Here is a 24,198-nt window from a genome sequence, read left to right as displayed (position 1 = left end):
CCCGACGCAGCACGGCCCCCGGCACCACTCGGTGCCGGGGGCCGTCCCACGCGACGGCGGCGCCGTCCTCAGCGCAGCTGCGTGCTGGTGAGCCCCAGCAGGCGCCGGGCCACGATGAGCTGCTGGATCTGCTGGGTGCCCTCGAAGATGTCGAGGATCTTCGAGTCCCGCGCCCACTTCTCGAGCAGCTCGTTCTCGCTGTAGCCGAGCGTGCCGCACAGCTCGACGCAGCCGAGCGTCACGTCGGAGCCCACGCGTCCGGCCTTGGCCTTCGCCATCGACGCCTCGAGCGAGTTGGGCTTGCGGTTGTCGGCCATCCACGCGGCCTGCATGGTCAGCAGCTGGGCCGCCTCCCAGTCCGCCTCCAGCTGCAGGAAACGGGCCGCGGCCGCGGACTGCAGGACGCCGGGGCGGTCGTAGTCGACCTCCACGCCGGCCTGCGCGAGCAGGTCGCGGGTGAGGTCGAGCGACGCGCGGGCGCAGCCCACGGCCATGGCGGCGACGAGCGGCCGGGTGTTGTCGAAGGTCGCCATCGCGCCGGCGAAGCCCTGCTTGACGTCCACCTCGGGCGAGCCGAGGAGGTTCTCGGCGGGCACGCGGCAGTCCTCGAAGATGATGACCGCCGTGTCGGAGGCACGGATGCCGAGCTTGTGCTCGAGCCGCTCCACCCGCATGCCGGGCGTGCCCTTCTCGACGACGAACGACTTGATGGCGGCGCGGCCCAGCGACCGGTCGAGCGTGGCCCACACGACGACCGAGTCGGCGCGCTCCCCCGAGGTGACGTAGATCTTCTCGCCGTTGATGACGTAGTGGTCGCCGTCGAGGGTGGCGGTGGTCGTGATGTTCGCCGAGTCGGAGCCGACGCCCGGCTCGGTGATCGCCATGGCGGCCCACGTGCCCTTGAAGCGCTCGAGCTGCTCGTCGTTCGCGACCGACGCGATGGCCGAGTTGCCCAGGCCCTGGCGCGGCATCGACAGCAGGAGGCCGACGTCGCCCCAGCACATCTCGGCCACGGACATGACGGAGGCGAGGTTGGAGCCGTTCTTGACGCTGCCGTCGTCCTTCTTCTCGTCGCGGCGCACGCCGGTGGCGCCCGCGCCCTCGGAGGCGCCGGACTCGGACAGCCCGTCGATCATCGCGGCCAGCATGTCGAGCTCCTTGGGGTAGGAGTGCTCGGCGCGGTCGTACTTGCGGGAGATGGGGCGCAACATGTTCATCGCGACCTGGTGGGCCTGGTCGATGAGGGCGCGGTGCTTCTTGGGGGTCTCGAGGTTGATCATGGCTTCTCTCCTGGGGGGGCGGTTCCGTCGGGACGGGACGACTCAGACCAGGACCCCTCCCTCCATGACGCCGAGCGCCCGCAGGTCGCGGTACCACCGCTCCACCGGGTGCTCCTTGACGAAGCCGTGGCCGCCGAGCAGCTGCACGCCGTCGAGGCCGATCTGCATGCCCTTCGCAGCGCACAGGTTGCGGGCCAGCGCGACCTCGCGGGTGAAGTCCTCGCCCTGCGCCGCTCGCGAGGCCGCCTTGTAGGTCACGAGGCGCATCGACTGCAGCTCGATGGCGATGTTGGCGACCATGAAGGCCACCGACTGCCGGTGGGCGATCGGCTCGCCGAACGCCTCCCGCTCCTTCACGTACGGCGTCACGTAGTCGAGCACCGCCTGGGCCGTACCGATCGCGAGCGCGCACCAGGCGAGCCGGGACAGCCGCACGGCCTCGGTGTACGTCGTACCGTCCGCGGCGCCGAGCAGCGCGTCGGCCGGCACGCGGACCTCGTCGAGGTGGAGCTGCGAGAGGGTCGCCGCCCGCACGCCCATCGAGGGGTCCGCCTCGACACGGAGGCCGGTGGTGCTCGACTCCACGAGGAACAGCGCGGGCTTCCCGTCGAGCGCGGCACCGATCACGAAGAGCTCGGCGTCGTCGCCGCGGGGCACGGCCGACTTCGTGCCCGTCAGCACGAACCCGTCGCCGTCGCGCACCGCGGTGGTCGAGGGGCGCAGCACGTCGAAGAGCACGGCCGGCTCGGCCAGGGCGAGCGCCGCGGCGGGCACGTCGTCACCGGTGAAGGCGGGCAGGTACGTCGCCTGCTGCGCGTCGGTGCCCCACAGCGAGAGCGCGGTGGCGACCGCGCCGGGCGCGAGCGCGGCGACCGCGAGGCCCATGTCGCCCTTCGCCAACGCCTCGGCCACCAGCGTGGCGGCCATGGCGGAGCGCTCCTCGGAGATACCGCCGAGCTGCTCGGGCACGCCGAGGATCGGCAGGCCGATCTCGAGGCTGCCCTTCAGCAGCGCCTCGGGGGCCCGGCACGCCTCGTCGGCCTCGGCGGCCGCCGGGCGGACGACCTCGGTCGCGAACTCCCCCACGACGTCGACGAGCATCTGCTCGTCCTCGGTCGGGGTGAGGTCGAAGAGGCCCTTCGGGGTGGCGGCGGGCACGCGCACTCCCGGCTCCCCCTTCTTCCCCCGTCGGGCGAACGTGCGGCTGGCCGCCCCCAGGGCGCTGAACCCGCCGCGCGTCGAGGTGAAGACGGCCTGCTCGGCGCGCTTGCGCAGCCCGAGTCGGTCGATGAGGTCGCTCTGGGCGACGACGTTGAGGGCGGCGACGGCGTACCCGATCGGGTCGCGGGACTCCTTGCGGGCGAGCCCGTTCCTGCCGCCCGGCCTGAGGCTGTTGGGGAGGGACATAGGGCCTAATGTAACGGGGAGTTACACAGTGCGCCACAGGTTCGGCCGACCCGTTCTCCCGACACCCCGCACGGCCCGTGCGCCACCCCTCCTACGATCGCCCCCATGAGCGACCACGCCGCAGCCGACGACGGGCCCGACCTGACGCCGTACGGTCCGCTGCCGACCGGGGGGACCGTCCGGCCGATCACGCGCTGGGGCACGCCGGTGATGCACGCGCCGCAGGCCGCGGTCACCGCGTTCGACGACGAGCTGCGGGCACTGGTGGCCGACATGGTGGCGACGATGTACGCCGCGGACGGCGTCGGGCTCGCCGCCTGCCAGATCGGGGTCGACCGGGCCGTCTTCGTCTTCGACTGCCCGGACGCCGAGGGGCGCCGGGTCGCGGGCGTGGTGTGCAACCCGGTCGTCACCACCCCGGAGGGCACCGGCCGCCGCCTGGACGAGGCGGAGGAGGGCTGCCTGAGCTACCCCGGCGCGTTCGTCGAGTGCGCGCGACCGGACGAGGCGACCGTGGAGGGCCAGGGGCTCGACGGCTCCCCCGTCCGGCTCACCGGGGACGGGCTGCTCGCCCGCTGCTTCCAGCACGAGACCGACCACACCCGCGGCGTCGTGTTCGGCGACCGGCTCGGCACCAAGGCCCGCAAGCGGCTGGCCAAGGCCCACGACAAGGCGGCCGACGAGTTCCCGGCGGACTGGCCGGCCTGACCGCCTGACTACCTGACTGCCAGCCAGGCGATCCGCGGGCTCAGTGGGCCTTGCCGACCTTCCAGTAGCCGGTGAAGCAGATGCGGCTCTTGTCGACGCCGACCTGCACCCAGTGGCGGCGCAGCTCGCTGACGAGGCCCTGCTCGCCCGCGACCCAGGCGTACGGCGCCGCGCCCGTCACCGCGACCTCGCGGGCGGCGGCCAGCACGGCCCGGCCGGGGACGGCGTGCGGGTCGGTGCGCACGACGTACCGCACCTCGACCCCGTCGGGGGCGTCGACCTCCTGGGCGTCCTCGGCGCTCGGGACCTCCACGAGCGCGCTGCCGCGGGCGTCGCGCGGCAGGGACGCGAGCACGCCCGCCACTGCGGGCAGGCCCGACTCGTCGGCCACGAGCAGTACCTGGTCGGTGTCGTCGGGCGCGGCGTAGAGGCAGCCCTCGTCGATGATGCCGACCACGTCGCCGACCGCGCAGGTCTGCGCCCACGTGGCGGCGGGCCCGGACGTGCCGTCCTCCGCCGAGCCGTGCACGACGAGGTCGACGTCGAGCTCGGGCCCGTGCGGGCCGTCGGCGCGGTGGGCGCGCACGGTGTAGTTGCGCAGCACCGGGCGCTCGGTGCGGGAGACCGCGAGCAGGCGCAGGTAGCTCACCGTCGTCAGCTTGCTCGGCATGCGCCGCACCGACGCCTCCCCCACCGGGATGAAGAGCCGGAACCACTGGTCGAAGCCCCGCGGCACGAACCGCGCGGCGTCGCGGCCCCCGAGGGTCACGCGCGTCATGTGTGGCGTGACGCGCTCGCTGCGCAGCACCTCCAGCAGGATCAGCTCGGTGTCGGCGGGCTTCGTGCGGGTCGCCTGCGCGTTCGTCCTGGCCATGTGCTCCTCGTCCCCTCGGGCGCGGGCCGGGGACGCCGGACCGCGCGTCCGGCGTACCACCGCCCGGACTAAGGGGACCCTAACCTAGGAGTGGGGCGGCGTGGCCCCGTCGGCGTCGGCCAGGTCGAACACCTGGGCCCGCAGCGCCCGCAGCACCCAGGCGGCGAAGCGCTCGTGCGACCAGCCGGCGTCGCCGACGAGCAGCTGGAAGGTGTCGGCCCGGGTCAGCAGGTTCCAGATCCGCGCCCGGTCCTCGTCAGGGGTGTCGCCGGTCAGCAGGTCGCGGGACCGGGCGAAGGCGACCGCGTCGCGGCACGAGGTCAGGTTGCGCGCCTCGGTCTCCTCGAAGGCCGTGCGCGCCTCGGGGTCGGTCGAGGCGGCCTCGCGCAGCGCGAACCACAGGCCCGCCGAGCGGGCGTGCGTGCGCGGCAGCCACGCGGCGTACGCGGCGAACGCCTCCTCGGTGGGCAGCGCCATGATGGCCGCCATCTCCGGCTCCCGGCTGATGGGGCGCAGCTCGGACGAGCCACCGGCCCGCAGCTCGTAGGCCTCGACGAGCAGGGCGGGCTTGGAGCCGGAGAGGTTGACGCGGGGCACCGAGACGCCGGCCGCGCCGGCGATGGCCGCCAGCGTCGTCGCCCGGTAGCCGTCGCGGCCGAACAGCTCCGCGGCCGCGTCGACGATGCGTCGGTGCGTGGCCGCCAGCGCGGCCTCGCGGACCGGGGACACGTACTTCCGCCTGGGGCGTCCGCCCTCGTCGCTCACTGCGCCTACCGCCTTCGAGGTCGATCCGACAACGACTTCCCCCAGCTGCGCCCGAGCGCACGGTCGGGAGCCTAGCGGGACCGGGCACCCGGCCTGACCTACGGTCTCCCCGTGCCCGCGCCCGTGTCCGTACCCACCACCGCGCCCCCCGCCCGCCCCCGTCCGGCGGACGTTCTCGTCGTGGCCGTGGGCGGCACGCTCGGTACGGCGGCGCGGGCGGCCGCCGTGCTGCTGGTGCCGACGGCGGAGGGCGCGGTGCCGTGGACCGTGGGCGTCGTGAACGTCGGCGGGGCGCTGCTCCTGGGGTTGTTGCTGGGGGTGCTCGGCGGGCGCCCGGACACCGGGGGCCGGCGTCGCGCGCGCCTGCTGCTCGGCACCGGGGTGCTGGGCGGGTTCACGACGTACAGCGCGCTCGCGGTCGACACCGCCGGCCTGCTGGGCGACCGGTCGGCCACCGGGGCGGCGTACGCGGTCGGCAGCCTGCTCCTCGGGCTCGTGGCGGCCGCGGTCGGTCTGCTCCTGGGTGGCCGGCGGGCGCATGCGGCCCGCCGAGGCCTCGCATGAGTCCCGCCCTGTTCGTCCTCGTGGCGGTGGCCGGCGGGGTGGGCGCCGCGCTGCGCTTCCTGGTGGACGACGCGGTACGGCGCCGCACCGGCGGAGCGCGCCCGCTCGGCACGCTCGTGGTGAACCTGACGGGCGCGTTCGCGCTGGGCCTCGTCGTCGGGCTGGCCGGTCGCGGGTCGCTCGGGGACGGGTCGGGCGGGGGCGACCTCGTCGCGGTGCTGGGCACGGGGCTGCTCGGCGGCTACACCACGTTCAGCACCGCGGCCGTCGAGGTGGTGCGCCTGGTCGAGGAGCGTCGCTGGGGGTACGCCGCCGTCCACGGCCCGGGCATGCTCGTCGCCGGCGTGGGTCTCGCCGCGCTCGGGTGGTGGCTCGGGGCGTGAGGCGCAACGGGCTCCGGTCCGGCGGGCACGAGGTCCGGCAGGCCCGGGACGCAGCAGAGGCCGTCCCCGCGTCTTGCGGGAACGGCCTCTGACCTGCTGCTTCTCCGGTCGGGCTGACAGGATTTGAACCTGCGACCCCTTGACCCCCAGTCAAGTGCGCTACCAAGCTGCGCCACAGCCCGAAGCCCGCCCGGGATCACCGGGCGAGGCGGTCGGAACACTACCGCAGCACCTCCGCGCGGTTCGAATCGGGTGGGGCGGAGATGGCGCGGGGCGGTGCAACGCGGTGTCCGGGCTACTCCACACGCCGCCGACCACCGCACCAGACACCGCAGCACCGCACCGGACACCAGCACCGCACCAGACGCCGCAGCAGTACGGCGGGCCCGCGCGCCGCCGTACCGGTCGCGCATCGCGCAGCTCACGACGACTCGGCGCCCCCGTGCGTGCGGCTCGCGACGACTCGACGCCCCCGCGCGTGCGGTCAGCGACGACTCGACGTCTCGGCGCTCGCCGCAGGCGACGACCCGGCGGCGCCCGCCGGCTCCCACACGTCGCCGACGCGCCCGGCGAGGGCGATGGCGTCGTGCGGGGCGAAGCCGCGGGCGTCGTTGTCGAAGTAGACGTAGACGTCGCGCGGGCGGCCGTCCGGGGTCGCGGCGCCGGTGGCCCACCCGTCGATGCGCGCGGCCCAGCCGTCGAGCTCGTCGGGGGTGTAGCCGCTGGCGTAGAGGTCGTGCGCGCCGTGGAGGCGCACGTAGACGATCCGCTCCGCCGTGACCTCGCCGAAGCCGGGCCACAGCCCGGCGTTGTCGGCGACGGTGAGGGCGACGTCGTACCGGCGCAGCAGGTCCGCCGCGGCCGGGTCCGTGAAGCTGCGCGCCCGGGGCTCGAAGGCGTGGCGCAGCGGGCGGTCCTCGTCGATCTCCAGCCACGTGCGGTCGTCGAGCCGGGCGTCGTGGTTCCGGGCCAGGTCGAGCGCCTCCCCCGTGCTGCGCGGCAGCTGGCGCAGGAACGTCTCGAGGGCCGCGGGCTCGAACTCGTGGCGCTCGGGCAGCTGCCACAGCACCGGACCGAGCTGGTCGTCGAGCGCCAGCACGCCCGACGCGAAGAAGTTCGCGAGCGCCTGCGACACGTCGGTCAGCCGCAGCATGTGCGTGATGTAGCGCGACCCCTTCACCGCGAACACCAGGTCCGGCGGCACCTCGGTGCGCCACCGCTGGTAGCTGCTGGGCCGCTGCAGCGAGTAGAACGAGCCGTTCAGCTCGACCGTCGACATCCGCTGCCCGACGTACTCCAGCTCGCGGCGCTGCGCGAGGCCCTTCGGGTAGAAGTCGCCGCGCCAGCGCGGGTAGCGCCAGCCCGAGATGCCGACGCGCACCCGCCCGCGCTCGGGCGCCGTCATCGTCAGGCGTTCCCCGGCTCGGGGTCGGGATGGCTGGCCGGCTCGGAGCCCGGCTCGAGCTGGTCGGTGTCGGGCTCCTCCCCCGTCGGGGTCGAGGGCTCGGCGTCCTGGTCGTGGTCGGGGTCGGGTACGGCGCCGTCGTGTCCGGTGGTGGTCATGTCGCGCCGGTACCCGGCCCGTCGGGTGTCGAGCCGCGCCGTACGGTGGCCCCCACGGCGCGCGGGTCCGGACGGCGCGCGGCACGAGGAGGGAGATCCGTGAAGTTCACCGAACGGGAGATGACGGTCGCGGTCGAGGCGGTGGCCGTCCGGTCCTTCGCGGCGCTGCCGCGCCTGGTGCGCAGCCGGGCCGGGGCGGCGTCGTGGGACGAGCTGTCCCGCGGTGCGCGCTACCCGCACCTCGCGGCCGCCGGGGAGCTCGTCCTCCCCGCCCTCACCGACCTGCCCGAGCGTCCGACGGTCGGCGCCACCCCCGCCTTCACCGACGAGGAGTACGAGGCCGCCGTCGCCGGTGTGCTGCGCTCCCGCTCGCCCGAGGGCACGGACGACGGCTCCCGCCGCTGGCGCAGGACCGTGGCGGGTGCCGCCGCACTGCTCCGGATCGCGGTCGAGGCGATGCCGGTGCGGCAGGACCCGGACGCGCTGATCGTCCCCGACCACCTCTGAGGACCGCGGACGACCAGCGGGTCAGCCGGCGGGTCAGCCGGCGGCCGTGGCGCCCGCCCCACCGGTCCGCGCGATCACGTCGGCGCCGGCCGCCTGCGTCGGTCGGCGCAGCAGCCGCCGCTCCGCGCGGTGCAGCCAGCCGGCGAGCACGGTGAACACCCCGGCGAGCACGAGCGCCACCAGGAGCCAGGTGCGCCACCCCGCGGCCTCGGCCACCCGCGGCGCCAGCACCACCGAGGCCAGCACGAGCAGCCGGCTCACCAGGTGCTGCAGGCCGAACGCACTCCCCTGGAGATCGGGGTGGATCTCCTCGGCGTGGGCCGAGAAGCTCGCCATCCACGGGCCGAACACCCCACCCATGGCCGCGCCGAGCACGACCAGCACGGCGACGACGGCGCCCGGCGACGCCGCGTCGCCACGGCCCATGAGGACCAGCAGCGCGGAGAGGGCGAGGAGGATGCCGACGCCGCCGCCGAGGAGGAACGGGGAGCGCCGCTGCACCGTGTCGGACCACCGGGCGACCGCCAGGCTCGTCACGAGGTTCGCCGCCCAGAAGAACACGACGACCACGGAGGCCGTGCGGACGCTGACGCCGAACGTGTCCACGACCAGCACCTGCCCGTAGGCGTTCATGGTGCCGAGCAGCACGAAGAGCGACGACATCGCGATCACGTGCTGCCAGACCACGGCGTGGCCCACGAGGTGCCGGGCGCCGGGTCGGGCCAGCGGGGCCCGCGCCGCCCGGGCGCTGTCGTCGGAGAACCGCACCTCGCGGCGCAGGTGCGGGGCCAGGTCCTGCAGGGTCAGGGCGATGACGACCGAGCCGGCGAGCGAGACGGCGGCCATGAGGTACAGCTGCGACTGCCAGGTGCCGCCGAGCAGGTCGAGGGTGGCGGCGGCGACCCCGGCCGCGAAGAAGTTGGCGCCGACCGGCCCCCACGACCAGAACGCGTAGGCCTGTGCGCGGCCCAGCCGGGGGGTGAAGTCGCGGACCAGCGGCGCGGTCCCCGCCACGGCCACGCCCTCGACGAACGCCAGCAGGATCCGGGCGAGGGCGAACTGCGTGATGCTCTGCGACGTCGCCATGAACAGGCAGGCCAGGCCCGACAGGAACATGAACGGCACGAGCAGCCGCACCCGCCCGAACCGGTCGGCCAGCGAGCCGCCGACGAACCCGGCGAAGGCGCCGAACAGCAGCGAGGCCGCGGTGAGGAGCCCGTAGAGGCGCAGGGACATGCCCAGGTCGTCGAGCAGCAGCGGCAGCACGGGCGCCAGCTGACCCTCGTAGGCCGAGATGAAGAGGGCGAGGATGACGACGGCGAGCAGCCGCCGCCGTCGGGCGCCGGTCGGGTAGGTCTGGAGCTCGCGGCGATGAGGGAGCACGGGGTTCTCCTAAGCGGGACAGGACGGCCAGTTCTGGCTGCCGTGTCCAGAAACTAAGCCGCGTGGCCCCCGTCACACAAGAGGCGCCGACGAATCCGTCCCAGCGGGCGCGTCGGGCGCGTCGTCGCCGAACCCCGTCGCCCACCACCGGCCGTGCCGGGCGAGATCGGCGAGCATGCCGACGACGTCGGCGCGGGGCAGGGGACGCCCGGCCTCGGCCAGCCACCAGGTCAGCACGGCGAGCTGTTCGCCGACCCACGCCCGGGCCAGCACCCGGAGGTCGACGCGCGGCGCCAGCCCCTGGTCGGCCACGCGGTCCTCGAAGACGCGCAGGGCGGCGCCGGCCAGGGCGTCGGTCAGCGAGCGCAGGGCCCGGCCGTCGCCGTCGCCCCGCAGCACCATGCGGTACGTCGCCTCCTCCGCCTCGGCGTGCTCGAAGAGCGCGTGCACCGGCCGGCCGGTGAACCCGGGCCCGGCCGTGTCCCCCGGCTCGAGCCGGGCGGCGAGGTCCGCGAGCAGGGCGGCGACCAGGTCGTCGTACAACGACTGCTTGTCGCTGAAGTGCGTGTAGAAGGTCGCGCGGCCCACGTCGGCACGCTCGACGACCTGCTCGACGGTGACGGCGGCGTACCCCCGTTCGAGGACGAGGTCCACCAGGGCGCGGCGGAGCGCGGAACGGGTGCGACGACTGCGGCGGTCCTCGGTGGCCATGGACGAGGTTCTAGCACTGATGGCCCTGGACTTTCCTGGACAGCGTGTCTATAACTGGTCGGAACGTCGTCACAAGGAGCACCCGTGAACCTCGGTCACTACCTGACCCGCACCGCCACCCACCGCCCCGACGCCACCGCCCTGGTGTGCGGGGAGCGGCGGTGGACCTACGCCCAGCTCGAGGAGGAGTCGAACCGGCTGGCCTCGGCCCTGCTGGCCGCCGGCCACGGCCCGGGCACCGCCGTGGCGACCGTCGCCGGCAACCGCGGGGAGCTCGTCGTGGCCGAGATGGCGATGGCGAAGGCCGGGCACCTGCGCGTGCCGGTCAGCACCCGGCTCGCCCCGGCCGAGGTCCGGCACGTGCTCCTCGACGCCGACGCCCGCGTCGTCCTGGCCGACCGCACCCACCTCGACACCGTCCTCGACGTCGCTGCCGCGGCGACCCCGCCGCTGCTCGTGGTGACGCTGGACGCCGCGGGCAACACCACGGGCGGCGCCGCGAGCGGGCCCCGCCCCACGTCGTACGACGCCCTCGTCGCCGCCGGCGACCCCGCGGCGGTGGCCGTCGACCGCTCCCTCGACGACCCGGCGGTCCTCAACTTCACCTCCGGCTCGACCGGGACGCTGAAGGCCGCCGTGCAGACGGTCGGCAACCGCCTCGCCAACCTGCGCAAGGTGGTGATGAACGGGGACCGCTCGGCGAACGAGGTGTACCTGGCCCCGGGCCCCATCACGCACGCCAGCGGCATGGGCATCCTGGCCTGCTTCTTCCGCGGATCGACGGTGGTGGTGCTGCCCGCGTTCGACGTCGAGGACTACCTGGCGACGCTCGAGCGCGAGCGCGTCACCTCGACCTTCCTCGTGCCCGCGATGCTCAACCTGGTGCTGGCCAGCCCGAGCGCCCCCACGCGCGACCTGTCGAGCCTGCGCTCGGTCACGATCGGCGGCGCCCCCGTCTCCCCCACCCGTCTGCGCCAGGCCGTCGAGCTGTTCGGCCCGGTCGTCAACCAGGGCTACGGCCAGGGCGAGACGACCAGCGCCATCACCTACCTGTCCGCCGAGGAGGTCGTGCGCGGCATCACCGACGACCCGGAGCTGCTCCTGTCCTGCGGCCGGCCCGTCTTCGACACCGAGGTGCGCGTCGTCGACGACGCGGGACGCCCCCTGCCGCCCGGCGAGGTCGGAGAGGTGGTGGCCCGCGGACCGGACTGCGTCCGGGAGTACCACCACGCGCCGGGACCGTCCGCCGAGACCTTCCGCGACGGCTGGGTGCACACCGGCGACCTCGGCCGCTTCCGCGCCGACGGCTACCTGTTCCTCGTGGACCGGGTGAAGGACATGATCGTCAGCGGCGGATACAACGTGTACTGCTCCGAGGTGGAGGCCGCCCTCTACTCCCACCCCGCGGTCCTCGAGGCCTGCGTGTACGGCGTACCCGACGAGCGCTGGGGCGAGACGGTGAAGGCGAGCGTGGTGCTCGCGCCCGGCGCCGCGGTGACGGCCGAGGAGCTGGTCGAGGCCTGCGCCCGCCAGGTCTCGCGCGTGAAGGTCCCGCGCGTGGTCGAGGTGCTCGACGCCCTCCCGCGCAACCGCACGGGCAAGATCGACCGCCGCGCGCTGCGCGAGCGCGACTGGGCCGGCGCCGCGCGCCGGGTCGGCTGAGGGGCGGGGGCCATGACGTTCTCCCTGCGACCCACGTACGACGACCCTGCGGTGCAGGCGCTCGTCGAGCGGCTGCGTGACTACCTCGAGGGCGAGCTCGCCGACCACGAGCGCGAGCTGGGCCTCGAGCACACGAGCACGCTGGACCGCGCGACGCTGCAGGAGGTGTGGCTGCGCAGCCGCGAGCTGGGCTTCTACGGCATCCACCTCCCGCCCGAGCTGGGTGGCGAGGGGTTGAGCTGGACGGCCCTGGCCGCGCTGAAGGAGGAGATCGGCGCGTCGGGCCGGGTGCTGGCGACCAGCGTGCTCGGCGACATGGGCGGACCGCTGCGGGTCGGCTCCCTCTTCGACGTGGCGACGCCCGAGCAGGTGGAGGAGTTCCTCCTGCCCGTGGTCCACGGGCACCGGGCGTGCTGCTTCTCCATCACCGAGGACGACGCCGGCTCCGACGTGCGTCGCATGACCACCACCGCCACCCCCGCGCCGGGCGGCTACCGCCTGACGGGCCGCAAGGTGTTCAGCACCGGGGGCACCTTCGCCGACTTCGCCGTCGTCGTCGCCCGGATGGCCGGCGAGCAGGAGGCGTACTCCGCGTTCCTCGTCGACCTCGACGCTCCGGGAGTGCGGGTGGTGCCGGGGCGGCTGCCGCTGACCGGCCAGAACGTGGAGAGCGACGTCGTCCTCGACGACTGCTTCGTCCCCGCCCGCAACCTCCTCGGCGCCGAGGGCGAGGGCCTGCGCATCGCCCTGGGGCGCATCACCGCCAACCGGCTCCTGCACTGCCCGACGGCGCTGGGTGGCGCCCGCCGGGCGCTCGAGATCGCCCTGCGCCACGCCGCCGCCCGACCCGTCTCGGGTGGGCTGCTGCTGGAGAAGCAGGCCGTCCAGCACACCCTGGCCGACATGGCCACCGAGCTGTTCGCCGCCCGTTCCATGACCTACGCGGCGCTGGCCGACCTCGACGCCGGCGCCCGACCACGGATGGAGTCCTTCATGTGCAAGCTCTACGTCGGGGAGACGGCGTTCGCCATCGCCGACCGCTCCCTGCAGCTGCTGGGCAAGGCCGGGATGGTGCAGGGCACCGAGATCGAGCACCTGTGGCACGCGCTGCGGATGTTCCGCGTGCTGACCGGTCCCTCGGAGATCCAGCGCAACGGCATCGTCCGCGACCTCGTCGGAGCGGTGCTGTGAGCGCCGCCGCGGACCTGCGCCGGTACGCCGACGACGTCTGGGCGGGTCGGCTCGACGACGACATCGCGCACAGCGCCCGGGGCGGCGGCGAGGTCGTGCACGTCGCCGACGGCCTCGGCTGGCTGCCGGGCTTCGGCAACGTCATCGCCTTCGAGGCCGCCGACGAGCTGCTGCTGTTCGACACGGGCAACGCACTGACGGCGGAGCGCTCGCACGCGCACCTGCGCCGCTGGTCGACCGCGCCGCTCACCGCCGCCTTCTACTCGCACGGGCACGTCGACCACGTCGCCGGCCTCGCGCCGTTCGACGCGGAGCCGGGCGCCCGCACGCAGGTCGTCGCGCAGGAGCGGGTCCGGGACCGGTTCGACCGCTACGCGCTGACCGCCGGCTACAACGCGGTCGTCAACCAGCGGCAGTTCCAGATCCCCGACCTGCGCTGGCCGACGCAGTACCGCCTGCCCGACGTGACCTACCGCGACGCCCTGACGGTGACCCGGGCCGGGCTGACGTTCGAGCTCTTCCACGCCGAGGGCGAGACCGACGACGCCACCGTCGCCTACGTGCCCGAGCACCGCCTGCTCCTGCCGGGCGACCTGTTCATCTGGCTGGTGCCGAACTGCGGCAACCCCCAGAAGGCCCAGCGCTACCCGCGGGAGTGGGCGCACGCCCTGCGACGGATGGCGGCGCTGGGGGCGGAGACCATGCTGCCCTCCCACGGCGCGCCGATCTTCGGCGCCGACCGCATCGAGCAGGCGCTGCTCGAGACCGCGGAGTGGCTGGAGTCGATCGTCGAGCAGACCCTCACGATGATGAACGAGGGGCTGCGTCTGGACGACGTCGTGCAGCGGGTGCGGCCACCCGCGGCCCTCGCGCAGCGGTCCTACCTCCGCGCCCGCTACGACGAGCCCGAGTTCATCGTCCGCAACCTGTGGCGCCGCTACGGCGGGTGGTACGACGGCAACCCGGCGCGGCTGAAGCCGGCCCCCGACGCCGAGCTCGCGCGGGCCGTCGCGGACCTCGCCGGCGGCGCCGGGCGGCTCGCCGACGCCGCCGAGCGGGCCCGGGACGCGGCCGACCACCGCCTCGCCGCCCACCTCGCCGAGATGGCGGTCCAGGCCGATCCCCAGGACGCCCGCCTGCACGCCGTGCGCGCCGCCGTGTACGCGGCACGCGCCGAGGTCGAGGAGTCGCTGATGGCCCGGGGCGTCTACACCTGGGCGGCCGCCGAGTCCCGCCGGGTCGCCGACGTGCCCGACGGTCCGGAGGCGTGAGACCGGGTCCCCGGGCCGCCTGGCGACGACCGCTGGTCGAGGGCGAGGAGCCCGACGCGCGCTTCACGCTGGCCAACGAGCGCACGTTCCTGGCCTGGACGCGCACCGCGCTCGCGCTCGTCGTCGCTGCGCTCGCCCTCGAGGCCGCCCGCGAGCTGGTGCTGCCGGGCACCGCCGGGCGCGTGCTGGTCGTCGCGACGCTGGGCGTGGCGGCGACGGTCGCCGTGCAGGGCTGCGTGCACTGGCGGGCCGTGGAGGCCGCCCTGCGGTCGGGCCGTCCGCTCCCCCGGGCCGCGCCGGTGTGGTTGGTCGTGTACCTGGTGGTGGCCGCGGTGGGCGCCGCCGCGAGCCTCGTGCTCGGCGGGTGAGCGCGGAGCGCGACCCCGGGCTCGCCGTCGAGCGGACGGCGCTCGCGCGGACCCGCACCTGGGCCCTGGTGCTCGGCACCGCGGCGGCGCTGGTGCGGCTCGAGCCCGGACCGGCGACGACCGGCGCGGTGGCGGTGCTGGCCGGCACGGTCCTGCTGGGACGCCGCCGTACCCGCAGCCGACCCCGCGGGCCCGGCGGGCCCGGCGGGCCCCCGGTGCCGGCGCTGGCGGCCGGGGTGGTGCTGCTCGCGGCCGTCGCCCTCGTGGTCGTCGTGACCTGAGCCCGCCGGCCTCAGCCCCGGGACAGCGACGTCTCCTCGGGCGCGGCCAGGGTCAGCACCGCGTCCTCGATCATCGCGTCGCGCTCGAGCTCGGCCTCGAGCGCGCGGAGCCGTCGGGCGACGACCGGCTCTGGCTCGTCGCCGACCAGGTCGACGGCCGCCACGAGGAACACGCGGCGAGGACCGACGTACTCCACGTGCAGGTAGGTGACCCGCGCGACGGTGCGGTGGCCCGCGACGAGGTCCAGCAGCCGCCCGCGCAGCACCGGCGGGACCGCCTCGCCGAGCAGGTAGTCCATGTTGCGGCGGATGAGGAAGAGCGCGACCACACCCAGCAGGAGACCCACCGCGATCGAGCCCAGCGCGTCCCACACCGGGTCGCCGGTGGCCTGGTGGGCCGCGACCCCCGCCCCGGCGAGCAGGAGGCCGAGGAGCGCCGAGGAGTCCTCGAGGAAGACGGCCCGCAGCGTCGGGTCCGAGGTGCGGTAGACGAACGCGAGCGGGCGCAGGTGCCAGCGGCGCGACTCCCGCCGCACCTGCCGCAGCGCCTGCAGGAACGAGGCCCCCTCGAGCAGGAAGGCCACGGCGAGCACGACGTAGTTCAGCGTGTACGCCGGCGCCTCGCTCTCCGCCTCGCCCTGCAGGTCGGCCCACAGCACCGTGCCGCCGTGCCACAGGGAGACCACCGACCCCGCGGTGAACAGCCCGAACGCCGCGACGAGGGACCACAGGTAGGCGGAGCGGCCGTAGCCCCGCGGCCGGGCCGCGTCGCGCGGTCGGCTCCCCCGGCGCTCGGCGACCAGGAGCGCGACCTCGTTGCCCGTGTCGGCCCACGAGTGGGCCGCCTCGGCGACCATCGACGCCGAGCCCGTCAGTGCCGCGGCCACGGACTTCGCCACCGCGATGAGGGCGTTGGCCACCAGCGCGACGACGACGGTCAGCAGCGACTCGCCGCCGCCCGCCGGCCGGGGCTCCCCCGTCTCCTGCTCCTCGCCCACCGCTCCTCCTCCGTCTGATGCCCTGCTGGTGCGGGCTGGTGCGGGCTGGTGCGCCCCCCGCCCCTCGGGCCACTGTCGCACCGCAGTCGCTAGCCTGCGCGGGTGCCCGCCCTCCCGTCCCTGCCGGCCCTCCCGACCCTGCCGTCCCCCCGCCGGCTCCGCGACGCCCCGTTGGTGCGCCGCGCGCTCGGGTCGGTCGTCCACGCGGGGCGACGTGCCGTCGAGTGGTACGGCGCCGTGGCCCCCGGTACCCGGGCGGCCGACTCCTTCGGCAGCATGGGGCCCGGCAGCTGCATCGCCTTCCCGCCCGCCACGCTGGCCGGCACCGCGGCGATCCACGTCGGCGCGGACACGCTGGTCGGCCGCTCGGCCACCCTCACGGTGGGGTACGGCGACGGGCGGCCGCTGCCGCAGCGGGGGCTCGTCCTCGGCGAGCGTTGCGTCATCGGCGCGCGGAGCACCCTGACCGCCCACGAGTCCATCGAGATCGGCGACGACGTCTGGTTCGGCCAGGGGGTCTTCGTCTCCGACGCCAGCCACGGCTACCAGGACCCCGCCACCCCCGTCGGGCGCCAGCTCGGCCGCCACCAGCCCGTGCGGGTCGGCTCCGGCACCTGGGTCGGGCACCACGCGATCCTGCTGCCCGGCACCGTCCTGGGGCGCAACGTCGTGGTGGCGGCGGGCTCCGTCGTACGGGGCGAGGTGCCCGACCACTGCGTCGTCGCCGGTGTGCCCGCCCGCGTCGTCCGCCGGCTGGATCCGGGCGTGGGGTGGGTCGGCGACGACCCCGCGGACGTCCGCCCCGCGTGGTCGCCGGAGGAGGTGACGGCCTACCTCGCCGCGAGGGAGGCGGCCGGGCGCTGACCCGGCGAGGTGTCGTCCGCCACGCGCCCGTCGACGAGGCGCACGAGCCGGTCGGCGACGGCAAGCACCGCGGGGTCGTGGGAGACGCAGACCACGGCGGCGCCGCGCTCCGCCTCCGCCCGCACGATGGCGCGGATCCGGTCCCCGCTGTCGGCGTCGAGGCCGGTCGTCGGCTCGTCGAGGAGGAGCAGCTCGGCCCCGCGGGCGAGTCCCTGGGCGAGCAGGGCCCGCTGGCGCTGGCCACCCGACAGCGCGGAGTAGGGCTGGCGGGCGAGCACGGCCACCTCCATCCGCTCCATGGCCTCGTCGACGGCCGCGCGCGCCGCGGCGTTGAGCCGCCGCCACGGACCGCGGCGTCCCCAGGCCCCGACGCTCACCACGTCGCGCACGGTGAGGGGCAGCCGGTCGGGCACGGCGGCCCGCTGCGGCACGAACGCCACGGCGTCGACGGCCCAGCGCGTGCCCGCGCTCGGGGGGCGGGTGCCCGCGACGACCTCCAGCAGGGTCGACTTCCCCGCGCCGTTGGGGCCGGCCACCACCGTCACGCAGGCGGACGGCACGTCGAGGTCGACGCCGCGCACGGCGGGGTGGGCGCCGAAGTCGACGCGGACCCCGCGGAGGCGGGCGGCCAGGGGGACGAGATCGCCGGGGGCGGGGAACGTGCTCACCCGCACACCCTACCGCTTTTGATAATCATTCCTATCTCGGTCTAGGGTCCCTCCTCGTGACCACCCTGACCGAGGGGCTGCTCGAGCCCTTCGCCCTCGACTTCCTGCGACGTGCCCTGCTCGGAGGTGCGCTCGTCGCCGTGCTCTGCGGCGTCGTCGGGACCTGGGTGGTCATCCGCGGCATGGCGTTCCTCGGGGAGGCGCTGGCGCACGGCATGCTCCCCGGCGTGGCGCTCGCCACGGTGCTCGGGTGGCCGGCGATGGCCGGCGGCGCGGTCAGCGCGATCGCGATGAGCCTGGGCATCGGGGGCCTGCAGCGCCGCGGCCGGCTGTCGTACGACACCAGCATCGGCCTGCTGTTCGTCGCCATGCTGGCGCTCGGCGTGATCATCGTGTCCCACTCGGGCAGCTTCGCCACCGACGCCACGTCGATCCTCTTCGGCGACATCCTCGCCATCGCGCCCGTCGACCTCGTGCTCCTGGCGATCGCCGCGGCGGTCGGGCTCGTCGTCGCGGTCGTCGCCCACCGCTCGCTCGTCGCACTGGCCCTCGACCCGCGGATCGCGGCCGTGCTCGGCCTCGGGCCCCGGCTCGCGCAGGCTGCGCTCGTCGGCCTCGTCACGCTGGCGGTGGTCGCGTCGTACCAGGCCGTCGGCTCGCTCCTCGTGGTCGGGCTGCTGCTCGCCCCCGCGGTGGCGGCCGAGCACTGGACCACCCGGATCCCGACGCGGATGGCGCTGGCCGCCGTGCTCGGCGTCGTGGCCGTGCTCGTCGGGCTCCTCGTGTCGTGGCACGCCGCGACCGCGGCGGGCGCCTCCGTCGCCGCGGCGGCCATCGCGCTCGCCGTCCTGTCCTGGGCCACCCGCGCGGCGCTCGACGCCGTCCGCGCCCGCACCACCGCCAGACCCGCGACCACACCCGCGACCACCTGATCCACCCCGGCCCACCTCACCCGCGGCACCCACCGCACCCACCCGACGCACCACCGTCCGCCGTCCCGGCGCGCGGCGCTGCGCCCACCCCACGGAAGGACCCCGTGCGTCCACGCATCTCCTCCCTCGCCCTCGGGGGCGTCCTCGGCCTCGCCCTGGTCGCCTGCTCCGGCGACCCGGCCGGGTCGTCCGGCGCCGACGCGACCGACGCGGCCGCCGGTGACGCGACCGGTGACGGCCACGGCGCCGTCGCCGGCGCCGCCGAGGTCTCCGAGCCGCAGCTCGGCCTCACCACGATCGACCCGGCCGGCGCCGTCACGCACCTCGACCTCCTCGACGAGAGCGTCAGCGACCTGGGCAGCGTCGGCGCGCCGAGCGCCCTGACCACCGACGGCCGCTACCTCTTCGCGCAGACCGACGCCGGCGTCGAGGTCGTCGACAGCGGGGTCTGGACGTGGGACCACGTCGACCACTTCCACTACTACCGCGCCGACCCGGCCCTGCTCGGCACCGTCGAGGGCGACGGGGACGCGACCGTGGCGACGACCAACCTGTCCACCACGGGCGGCACCGGCCTGTTCTTCCCCGACTCCGGCGAGGCCGTGCTCCTCGACACCGAGGCGCTGTCGGAGGGCGAGATCTCCGAGCAGTTCCGCGTCGAGGTGGACCCGCACGCCGGCCTGGTCGTGCCGGTCGGCTCGTTCGCGCTCGTCACCGAGGCCACCGACGGCGTCGCGACGTCCGTCGTCGCCCGCGGCGCGGACGGCGAGCCCACCGGTCTCGAGGAGCCGTGCGTTCGTGCCTCCGGCACGATCACCACCCGCGTGGGAGCCGTCATCGGCTGCGCCGACGGCGCCCTCCTCGCCCACGTGGAGGACGAGGAGCTGGTCGTCGAGCGGATCCCCTACCCGGCCGGCACCACCGCTCCCCCGGCCACCTCCTTCGCCAACCGCGAGGGCCGGCCGACCGTGGCGGCCCTGGCGGGCGACGCGGGCGAGGCGGGCATCTGGCTGCTCGACACCCGCGAGCGGGCGTGGACGCTGCTGCCCGCCCCCGAGCCCCTCGTGGTGGTGAGCGCGGTCGACGACGCGGACCAGCACGTCCTCGCGCTCACCGCGACCGGGCGCGTGCTCGTGCTGTCCGGCGAGGACGGGGCCGTGCTCGCCGCGACCGAGCCGCTCGCCGCCGCGTCCCTCGCCGCGGGCGTCCGGCCGACGCTCGTCGCCGACCAGCAGCGGGCCTATCTCAGCGCCCCCCTCGAGCAGCGCCTGCACGAGATCGACTTCGCCGACGCCGCCCGCGTCGCGCGGACCTTCGAGACCACCACCGAGCCGGCGTTCACCGCCGAGACGGGACGCTGACCGTGCGCCGTACCCCCGCACCCCGCACCCGCCGGCCCCTGGCCGGGGCCCTGGCGACCGCCGTGACCACCGCCCTGGCGGCCGGCGCCCTGTCGGCGTGCTCGGCCACGGGCGACGACCGTCCGCTGGTGGTGGTCTCGACGAACATCCTGGGCGACGTCGTCGACAACCTCGTCGGTGACCAGGTCGAGGTCATGACCCTCATGAAGCCCGACGCCGACCCCCACTCGTTCGAGATCTCGGCGCAGGAGGCGGCCCGCCTCCGTTCGGCCGACCTCGTCGTGTCGAACGGTCTCGGTCTCGAGGAGGGGCTGCAGCAGCACCTCGACGCGGCCGCCGACGAGGACGTCCCCACGTTCGTGGCGGGGGACGTCGTCGAGGTGCTCGAGTACGCCGAGGGCGACGCCGCGGGCACGCCCGACTCGCACTTCTGGACCGACCCCGCCCGGGTGCTCGACGTCGTCGACGCCCTCGGCCCCGTGCTCGCGGACCTCGACGGTATCGACCCCGACGCCCTCGCGGAGCGCGCCGAGGACTACCGCACCGAGGTCGAGCAGGTCGACGCCGAGATGACGGATGCGTTCGCGGCCATCCCCGAGGAGCGGCGCGCGCTCGTCACCAACCACCACGTCTTCGGCTACCTCGCGGACCGCTTCGACTTCGAGGTCGTCGGCGCGGTCATCCCCGGCGGCACCACGCTGGCGGCGCCCTCGGCCTCCGACCTCGCCGACCTCGTCGAGGCGGTGGAGGAGACCGGCGTGCCCACCATCTTCGCGGAGTCGTCGTCCCCGGACCGGCTCGTGCAGGCCCTCGCCAGCGAGGCCGACGTGCACGTCGACGTCGTCGAGCTGTTCACCGAGTCGCTCACCGGGCCCGACGGCGGCGCCCCCGACTACCTCACCATGATGCGCGTCAACACCGAGCGCATCGCCACCGGGCTCTCCGCGTGAGCGCCCACCCCCACCCTGGAAAGAGAGAGATGACGATGCGCACTCCCCGCCCGTTCCGCCTCGGCACGGCGGCCCTCGCCCTCGGCGCGGTCGCGAGCCTCGCGGCCTGCTCCTCCGGCGACGCCGCCGACGACTCCGGCAGCGACGCCGCCGGCTCGTCCTCGTCCGGACCGGCGGCCGGTCCCCGGCTCGCCGTCTCCTACGAGGGCGGCATCCTCGTGCTCGACGGCACCTCGCTCGACACGCTCGCCGACCTGCCCTCGGAGGAGTTCACCCGGCTCAACCAGGCCGGTGACGACCGGAACGTGATGGTCACGGTGAGCGACGGCTTCCAGGTGCTCGACACCGGCGCCGGCACCACCGAGGAGCCGGAGCTCACCGACCGCCTCTTCGCGGCCGACACCCCCGGCCACGTCGTGCGCCACGCCGGCAAGACGATCCTGTACGCCGACGGCACCAGCGACACCACCATCTTCGACACCGCGGACCTGGCGGCGACCGAGGACCTGCCGGAGCACGAGACCGTCGAGGGCGTCGAGGCCCACCACGGCGTCTCGGTCGTGCTCGAGGACGGCACCTTCCTCACGACCGTCGGCAACGCGGACGGCCGCAACGGCGTCGTGGTGAAGGACGCCTCCGGCGCGGTCGTCGCGCAGAGCGACCAGTGCCCGGGCGTGCACGGCGAGGGCACCGCGCAGGGCGAGGCCGTGGTCTTCGGCTGCGAGGACGGCGCGCTGCTGTACGTCGACGGCGAGCTCACGAAGCTGGCCGCGCCGGACCAGCCCTACGGCCGCATGGGCAACGCGTACGTGAGCGAGACCAGCCCGCTCGTCGTGGGCGACTACAAGACCGACCCCGACGCCGAGGGCTACCTGCTCGGTGCCGTGACCCTCATCGACACCGAGGCGGGCACCCTCGAGGTGGTCGACCTGCCCGAGGGCGTGGAGTACACCTTCCGCGACGTGGCCCGCGGCCCGGACGACCTGGCCTACGTCCTGGCCACGGACGGCTCGATCCACGTGCTCGACCCGGCCACCGGCGAGCTCACCGAGTCCTTCCCCGTGATCGAGGCCTGGGAGGGCCCGGCCGACTGGCAGGACCCGCACCCCGCGATCGTCGTGTCGGGTGACACCGGCTACGTCACCGAGCCGGCCACGAACGAGGTGCACGCCGTCGACCTCACGACCGGCGAGGTGCTGGCCAGCACGGAGCTCGAGGTCACGCCGAACGAGCTCGCGCCCGCCGCCGGCTGAGACCCGCCGTACGACGCAGCGACGCCCCGGCCTGCCGAGCAGGCCGGGGCGTCGCCGTACCCCGAGGGATGGTCCGGGCCCTCAGCCCGCGAGGACCACCCGCTCGTTCGGGACGCAGTGCGTCATCGTGTGGCCCTCGACGTCGCGGGGGCCGTTCTTCCCGAGGTTCGCGGCGCGCTGCTGCTCCTCCTCGGACAACGTCTGCGTCGCCAGCGGCTCGAGGTGGCGGACGTCGTCGGCCGTCATGCCGAGGCCCTCGCCGACGCGCTGGCCGAGCTCGTCCTCGCAGAGGAAGAAGTGCCAGACCATGCGCTCCTGCACCTCACGGGTCGCCTCCCCGATGTTGGCCACCAGGTTGGCGACGAGGTCGTCGCGCTCCCAGTCCTCCAGCAGCCGGAACCGCTCGCCCGCCTGCGCGTAGTCGTTCGTCCGCGGGATCCGGGCACCGGTCAGCCGGCCACCCAGCTCGGGCCCGACCTCGGCGGGGCCGGGCCGCGGGGCCTCCTGCACGCCGCCGGTCGTCGACGGCTCGTAGTTGACGTGCGGGTTCTGGCCCTCCGCGAGGTCCACGCCGTACGACATCTGCCCGCCGCGCTGGTTCGTCGCGACGGAGGCGTTCTTGGCCTGGTTCACGGGCAGCTGCAGGTAGTTCGGACCGACCCGGTAGCGCTGCGTGTCGCTGTAGGAGAACGTGCGCCCCACGAGCATCTTGTCGTCGGAGAACTCCAGCCCGTCGACGAGCACGCCGGTGCCGAAGGCGATCTGCTCGTTCTCGTTGTGGAAGTCCGCCACGTTGCGGTCCAGGGTCATCGTGCCGACCAGCCTCGGCTCGAAGACCTCCTCCGGCCACACCTTGGTGTCGTCGAGCGGGTCGAAGTCCAGCTCCGGGTGGTCGTGGTCCTCCATGAGCTGCACGTAGAGGTCCCACTGGGGGAACTCGCCGCGCTCGATGGCCTCGTACAGGTCCTTCGACGCGTGACCGAGCTCGGTTGCCTGGATCGCGGCGGCGTCGGCCTCGGTCAGCGACTTCACACCCTGACGCGGCAGCCAGTGGTACTTGACCAGGTGGGACACGCCCTCGGCGTTGACCCAGCGGTAGGTGTTGACCCCGAAGCCCTGCTGGTGGCGGTAGTCCGCCGGGATGCCCCGCGGGCTGAACAGGTTGACGAGCATGTGCATCGACTCGGGCGTCTGGCTCATGAAGTCGAAGATCCGCGCCGGCTCCTGGCGGAACGTGACCGGGTCCGGCTTCAGCGAGTGGATGACGTCCGGGAACTTGATGGCGTCACGGATGAAGAAGACGCCCAGGTTGTTGCCGACGAGGTCCCAGTTGCCGTCCTCGGTGTAGAACTTCACGGCGAACCCGCGCGGGTCGCGCGCGGCCTCGGAGGAGTCGCGTCCCCCGATGACGGTCGAGAACCGCACGGCCACGTCGGTCTTCTTGCCCGCCTCGGCGAACAGCTTCGCCCGGGTGTAGGTCGCGATGGGCTCGTCGCCCCACTGCCCCGTCGCCTCGAACGTGCCGTAGGCCACGGCGCCCCGCGCGTGCACGACCCGCTCGGGGATGCGCTCGCGGTCGAAGTGGCTCACCTTCTCGAGGAAGTGGTAGTTCTCCAGCGTCGCCGGGCCGCGGGGGCCCACCGTGCGGGTGTTCTGGTTGTCGTAGACCGGGTGGCCCTGCCGGGTCGTCAGGTGACGGTCGGGTGCGGTCATCGCGTTGTCCTCTCCTCGGGTACGGCGTGGTCCACGGCGCCTGCCTCGTCCGTGCAGGAGCCGCAGCGGCCCCAGAACACGATCTCGGCCTCGTCCACCGTGAAGTCGTGACCACCGGCCGGCGTCAGGCAGGGCGCCGAGCCGACCGGGCAGTCGACGTCGATGGTCCGGCCGCACGAGCGGCAGACCAGGTGGTGGTGGTTGTCGTCGACGCGGGCCTCGTAGCGCGCCGGGAAGCCGGGGATCTCGACCCGGCGGACCAGCCCGCCCCCGGCGAGCGCGTCGACGCAGTCGTAGACGGTCTGCGTCGACGTGCGCGGGCGTAGCGCCCGCGCCTCCTCGGCCAGCTCGGCCACGGCGAGGTGACGCCCGGCGTCCGTGGCGCGGTCGAGGGCGGCGAGCACCGCGAGCCGCGGGCCCGTGACCCGCAGCCCCGCGCGCTTCAGTCGTCCCGCGTCGTCGCCCACGTGGAGCCGGGTACCCGGGGCCGGAGGGCAGCATGCGCACAGCGGTGCCCCGTGTCCCTGTGTCCCCGTGTCCC

The 24,198-nt window shown here is 74.8% G+C and carries 26 protein-coding genes and 1 tRNA gene; 14 read left to right on the top strand and 13 right to left on the bottom strand.

Translation table 11 applies throughout. The features are described 5' to 3' along the window. Positions 1-68: 68 nt before the first annotated feature. Positions 69-1,280 carry an acyl-CoA dehydrogenase family protein gene (locus INN71_RS12375; protein WP_277499392.1) on the bottom strand — a complete coding sequence of 404 codons (1,212 nt, stop codon included), beginning with the start codon at positions 1,278-1,280 and terminating at the stop codon, positions 69-71. A gap of 42 nt (positions 1,281-1,322) precedes the next feature. Beyond that, the gene (locus INN71_RS12370) at positions 1,323-2,687 is read right to left on the bottom strand and encodes an acyl-CoA dehydrogenase family protein (protein ID WP_301800628.1); all 1,365 of its coding nucleotides are present in this window, start codon (positions 2,685-2,687) and stop codon (positions 1,323-1,325) included. A gap of 105 nt (positions 2,688-2,792) precedes the next feature. On the opposite strand from INN71_RS12370, the gene def reads away from it, so the two are divergent. Next, positions 2,793-3,395, top strand: coding sequence for a peptide deformylase (gene def, locus INN71_RS12365; protein WP_277499394.1), 603 nt, complete (start codon positions 2,793-2,795; stop codon positions 3,393-3,395). A gap of 40 nt (positions 3,396-3,435) precedes the next feature. On the opposite strand, the gene INN71_RS12360 is transcribed toward def, so the two are convergent. Beyond that, positions 3,436-4,269: a siderophore-interacting protein gene (locus INN71_RS12360; RefSeq protein WP_301800626.1), complete on the bottom strand. Its 834-nt coding sequence runs from the start codon at positions 4,267-4,269 to the stop codon at positions 3,436-3,438. Between the two features lie 84 nt (positions 4,270-4,353). Continuing rightward, positions 4,354-4,998 (bottom strand): TetR/AcrR family transcriptional regulator, encoded by a 645-nt coding sequence (locus INN71_RS12355; RefSeq protein ID WP_301800624.1) that lies wholly within the window; start codon positions 4,996-4,998, stop codon positions 4,354-4,356. A 147-nt stretch (positions 4,999-5,145) separates the two neighbouring features. On the opposite strand from INN71_RS12355, the gene INN71_RS12350 reads away from it, so the two are divergent. Next, positions 5,146-5,598 carry a CrcB family protein gene (locus INN71_RS12350; RefSeq protein WP_301800623.1) on the top strand — a complete coding sequence of 151 codons (453 nt, stop codon included), beginning with the start codon at positions 5,146-5,148 and terminating at the stop codon, positions 5,596-5,598. After that, positions 5,595-5,981 (top strand): CrcB family protein, encoded by a 387-nt coding sequence (locus INN71_RS12345; RefSeq protein ID WP_301800622.1) that lies wholly within the window; start codon positions 5,595-5,597, stop codon positions 5,979-5,981. The genes INN71_RS12350 and INN71_RS12345 overlap by 4 nt, the downstream gene beginning before the upstream one ends. A gap of 108 nt (positions 5,982-6,089) precedes the next feature. Here INN71_RS12345 and INN71_RS12340 read toward each other — a convergent pair. The 3 genes from INN71_RS12340 to INN71_RS12330 all read right to left on the bottom strand — a co-directional run bounded on the left by INN71_RS12340 (position 6,090) and on the right by INN71_RS12330 (position 7,544). Continuing rightward, a tRNA-Pro gene (locus INN71_RS12340) sits at positions 6,090-6,163 on the bottom strand. A gap of 302 nt (positions 6,164-6,465) precedes the next feature. Then, a complete protein-coding gene (locus INN71_RS12335) occupies positions 6,466-7,386 on the bottom strand; it encodes a DUF72 domain-containing protein (RefSeq protein WP_301800621.1) in 921 nt (306 codons plus the stop codon). Positions 7,387-7,388: 2 nt separating this feature from the next. Continuing rightward, on the bottom strand, positions 7,389-7,544 hold the full coding sequence (locus tag INN71_RS12330) for a hypothetical protein (protein WP_301800619.1): 156 nt from the start codon (positions 7,542-7,544) through the stop codon (positions 7,389-7,391). 99 nt (positions 7,545-7,643) lie between these two features. On the opposite strand from INN71_RS12330, the gene INN71_RS12325 reads away from it, so the two are divergent. Further along, a complete protein-coding gene (locus INN71_RS12325; RefSeq protein ID WP_301800617.1) occupies positions 7,644-8,051 on the top strand; it encodes a hypothetical protein in 408 nt (135 codons plus the stop codon). A gap of 33 nt (positions 8,052-8,084) precedes the next feature. On the opposite strand, the gene INN71_RS12320 is transcribed toward INN71_RS12325, so the two are convergent. Both INN71_RS12320 and INN71_RS12315 read right to left on the bottom strand, forming a co-directional pair. After that, on the bottom strand, positions 8,085-9,434 hold the full coding sequence (locus tag INN71_RS12320) for an MFS transporter (protein ID WP_301800615.1): 1,350 nt from the start codon (positions 9,432-9,434) through the stop codon (positions 8,085-8,087). A 72-nt stretch (positions 9,435-9,506) separates the two neighbouring features. Next, positions 9,507-10,145 (bottom strand): TetR/AcrR family transcriptional regulator, encoded by a 639-nt coding sequence (locus tag INN71_RS12315; RefSeq protein WP_301800614.1) that lies wholly within the window; start codon positions 10,143-10,145, stop codon positions 9,507-9,509. Between the two features lie 84 nt (positions 10,146-10,229). Between INN71_RS12315 and INN71_RS12310 the strand changes: the two genes are divergently transcribed. Genes INN71_RS12310 through INN71_RS12290 form a run of 5 tightly spaced genes read left to right on the top strand, consistent with a single transcriptional unit; the run spans position 10,230 to position 14,918 of the window. Then, the gene (locus INN71_RS12310; RefSeq protein WP_301800612.1) at positions 10,230-11,807 is read left to right on the top strand and encodes an AMP-binding protein; all 1,578 of its coding nucleotides are present in this window, start codon (positions 10,230-10,232) and stop codon (positions 11,805-11,807) included. 12 nt (positions 11,808-11,819) lie between these two features. Continuing rightward, positions 11,820-12,998 (top strand): acyl-CoA dehydrogenase family protein, encoded by a 1,179-nt coding sequence (locus tag INN71_RS12305; protein ID WP_301800610.1) that lies wholly within the window; start codon positions 11,820-11,822, stop codon positions 12,996-12,998. Continuing rightward, entirely contained in the window at positions 12,995-14,269 is a 1,275-nt protein-coding gene (locus INN71_RS12300) for an alkyl sulfatase dimerization domain-containing protein (RefSeq protein ID WP_301800609.1), read from the top strand. Before INN71_RS12305 ends, INN71_RS12300 begins: the two co-directional genes overlap by 4 nt. Next, positions 14,266-14,637, top strand: a complete 372-nt coding sequence (locus INN71_RS12295; RefSeq protein ID WP_301800606.1) for a YidH family protein — start codon at positions 14,266-14,268, stop codon at positions 14,635-14,637. Before INN71_RS12300 ends, INN71_RS12295 begins: the two co-directional genes overlap by 4 nt. After that, positions 14,634-14,918, top strand: coding sequence for a hypothetical protein (locus INN71_RS12290; RefSeq protein WP_301800604.1), 285 nt, complete (start codon positions 14,634-14,636; stop codon positions 14,916-14,918). Before INN71_RS12295 ends, INN71_RS12290 begins: the two co-directional genes overlap by 4 nt. Before the next feature lie 11 nt (positions 14,919-14,929). Here INN71_RS12290 and INN71_RS12285 read toward each other — a convergent pair whose 3' ends face one another. After that, entirely contained in the window at positions 14,930-15,916 is a 987-nt protein-coding gene (locus INN71_RS12285; protein ID WP_301800603.1) for a cation diffusion facilitator family transporter, read from the bottom strand. A gap of 102 nt (positions 15,917-16,018) precedes the next feature. Here INN71_RS12285 and INN71_RS12280 point away from each other — a divergent pair, with 102 nt between their 5' ends. Next, complete coding sequence (locus INN71_RS12280) at positions 16,019-16,780, top strand: DapH/DapD/GlmU-related protein (RefSeq protein ID WP_301800601.1); 762 nt, start codon at positions 16,019-16,021, stop codon at positions 16,778-16,780. Here INN71_RS12280 and aztA read toward each other — a convergent pair. Then, a complete protein-coding gene (gene aztA, locus INN71_RS12275) occupies positions 16,747-17,448 on the bottom strand; it encodes a zinc ABC transporter ATP-binding protein AztA (RefSeq protein ID WP_301800599.1) in 702 nt (233 codons plus the stop codon). The two genes, INN71_RS12280 and aztA, sit on opposite strands and share 34 nt — an antisense overlap. Positions 17,449-17,504: 56 nt before the next feature. Between aztA and aztB the strand changes: the two genes are divergently transcribed. The 4 genes from aztB (at position 17,505) to aztD (ending at position 21,944) form a co-directional block, all read left to right on the top strand. Continuing rightward, the gene (aztB, locus tag INN71_RS12270; protein WP_277499416.1) at positions 17,505-18,380 is read left to right on the top strand and encodes a zinc ABC transporter permease AztB; all 876 of its coding nucleotides are present in this window, start codon (positions 17,505-17,507) and stop codon (positions 18,378-18,380) included. A 104-nt stretch (positions 18,381-18,484) separates the two neighbouring features. After that, positions 18,485-19,741, top strand: coding sequence for an ABC transporter (locus INN71_RS12265; protein WP_301800596.1), 1,257 nt, complete (start codon positions 18,485-18,487; stop codon positions 19,739-19,741). A 62-nt stretch (positions 19,742-19,803) separates the two neighbouring features. Beyond that, positions 19,804-20,691 (top strand): zinc ABC transporter substrate-binding protein AztC, encoded by an 888-nt coding sequence (gene aztC, locus INN71_RS12260; RefSeq protein WP_301800595.1) that lies wholly within the window; start codon positions 19,804-19,806, stop codon positions 20,689-20,691. A gap of 35 nt (positions 20,692-20,726) precedes the next feature. Further along, the gene (gene aztD / locus INN71_RS12255) at positions 20,727-21,944 is read left to right on the top strand and encodes a zinc metallochaperone AztD (protein WP_301800593.1); all 1,218 of its coding nucleotides are present in this window, start codon (positions 20,727-20,729) and stop codon (positions 21,942-21,944) included. 81 nt (positions 21,945-22,025) lie between these two features. On the opposite strand, the gene INN71_RS12250 is transcribed toward aztD, so the two are convergent. After that, positions 22,026-23,657, bottom strand: a complete 1,632-nt coding sequence (locus tag INN71_RS12250; RefSeq protein WP_301800591.1) for a catalase — start codon at positions 23,655-23,657, stop codon at positions 22,026-22,028. Further along, positions 23,654-24,124: a Fur family transcriptional regulator gene (locus tag INN71_RS12245; RefSeq protein WP_301800589.1), complete on the bottom strand. Its 471-nt coding sequence runs from the start codon at positions 24,122-24,124 to the stop codon at positions 23,654-23,656. Before INN71_RS12245 ends, INN71_RS12250 begins: the two co-directional genes overlap by 4 nt. Positions 24,125-24,198 lie beyond the last annotated feature (74 nt).

Origin of the sequence: Nocardioides sp. ChNu-153, from assembly GCF_030466625.1 — a bacterium.
Lineage (GTDB): Bacteria > Actinomycetota > Actinomycetes > Propionibacteriales > Nocardioidaceae > Nocardioides.
Note: the sequence above shows the minus strand (reverse complement) of the source record. Positions and strands in the feature narration are given on the sequence as shown.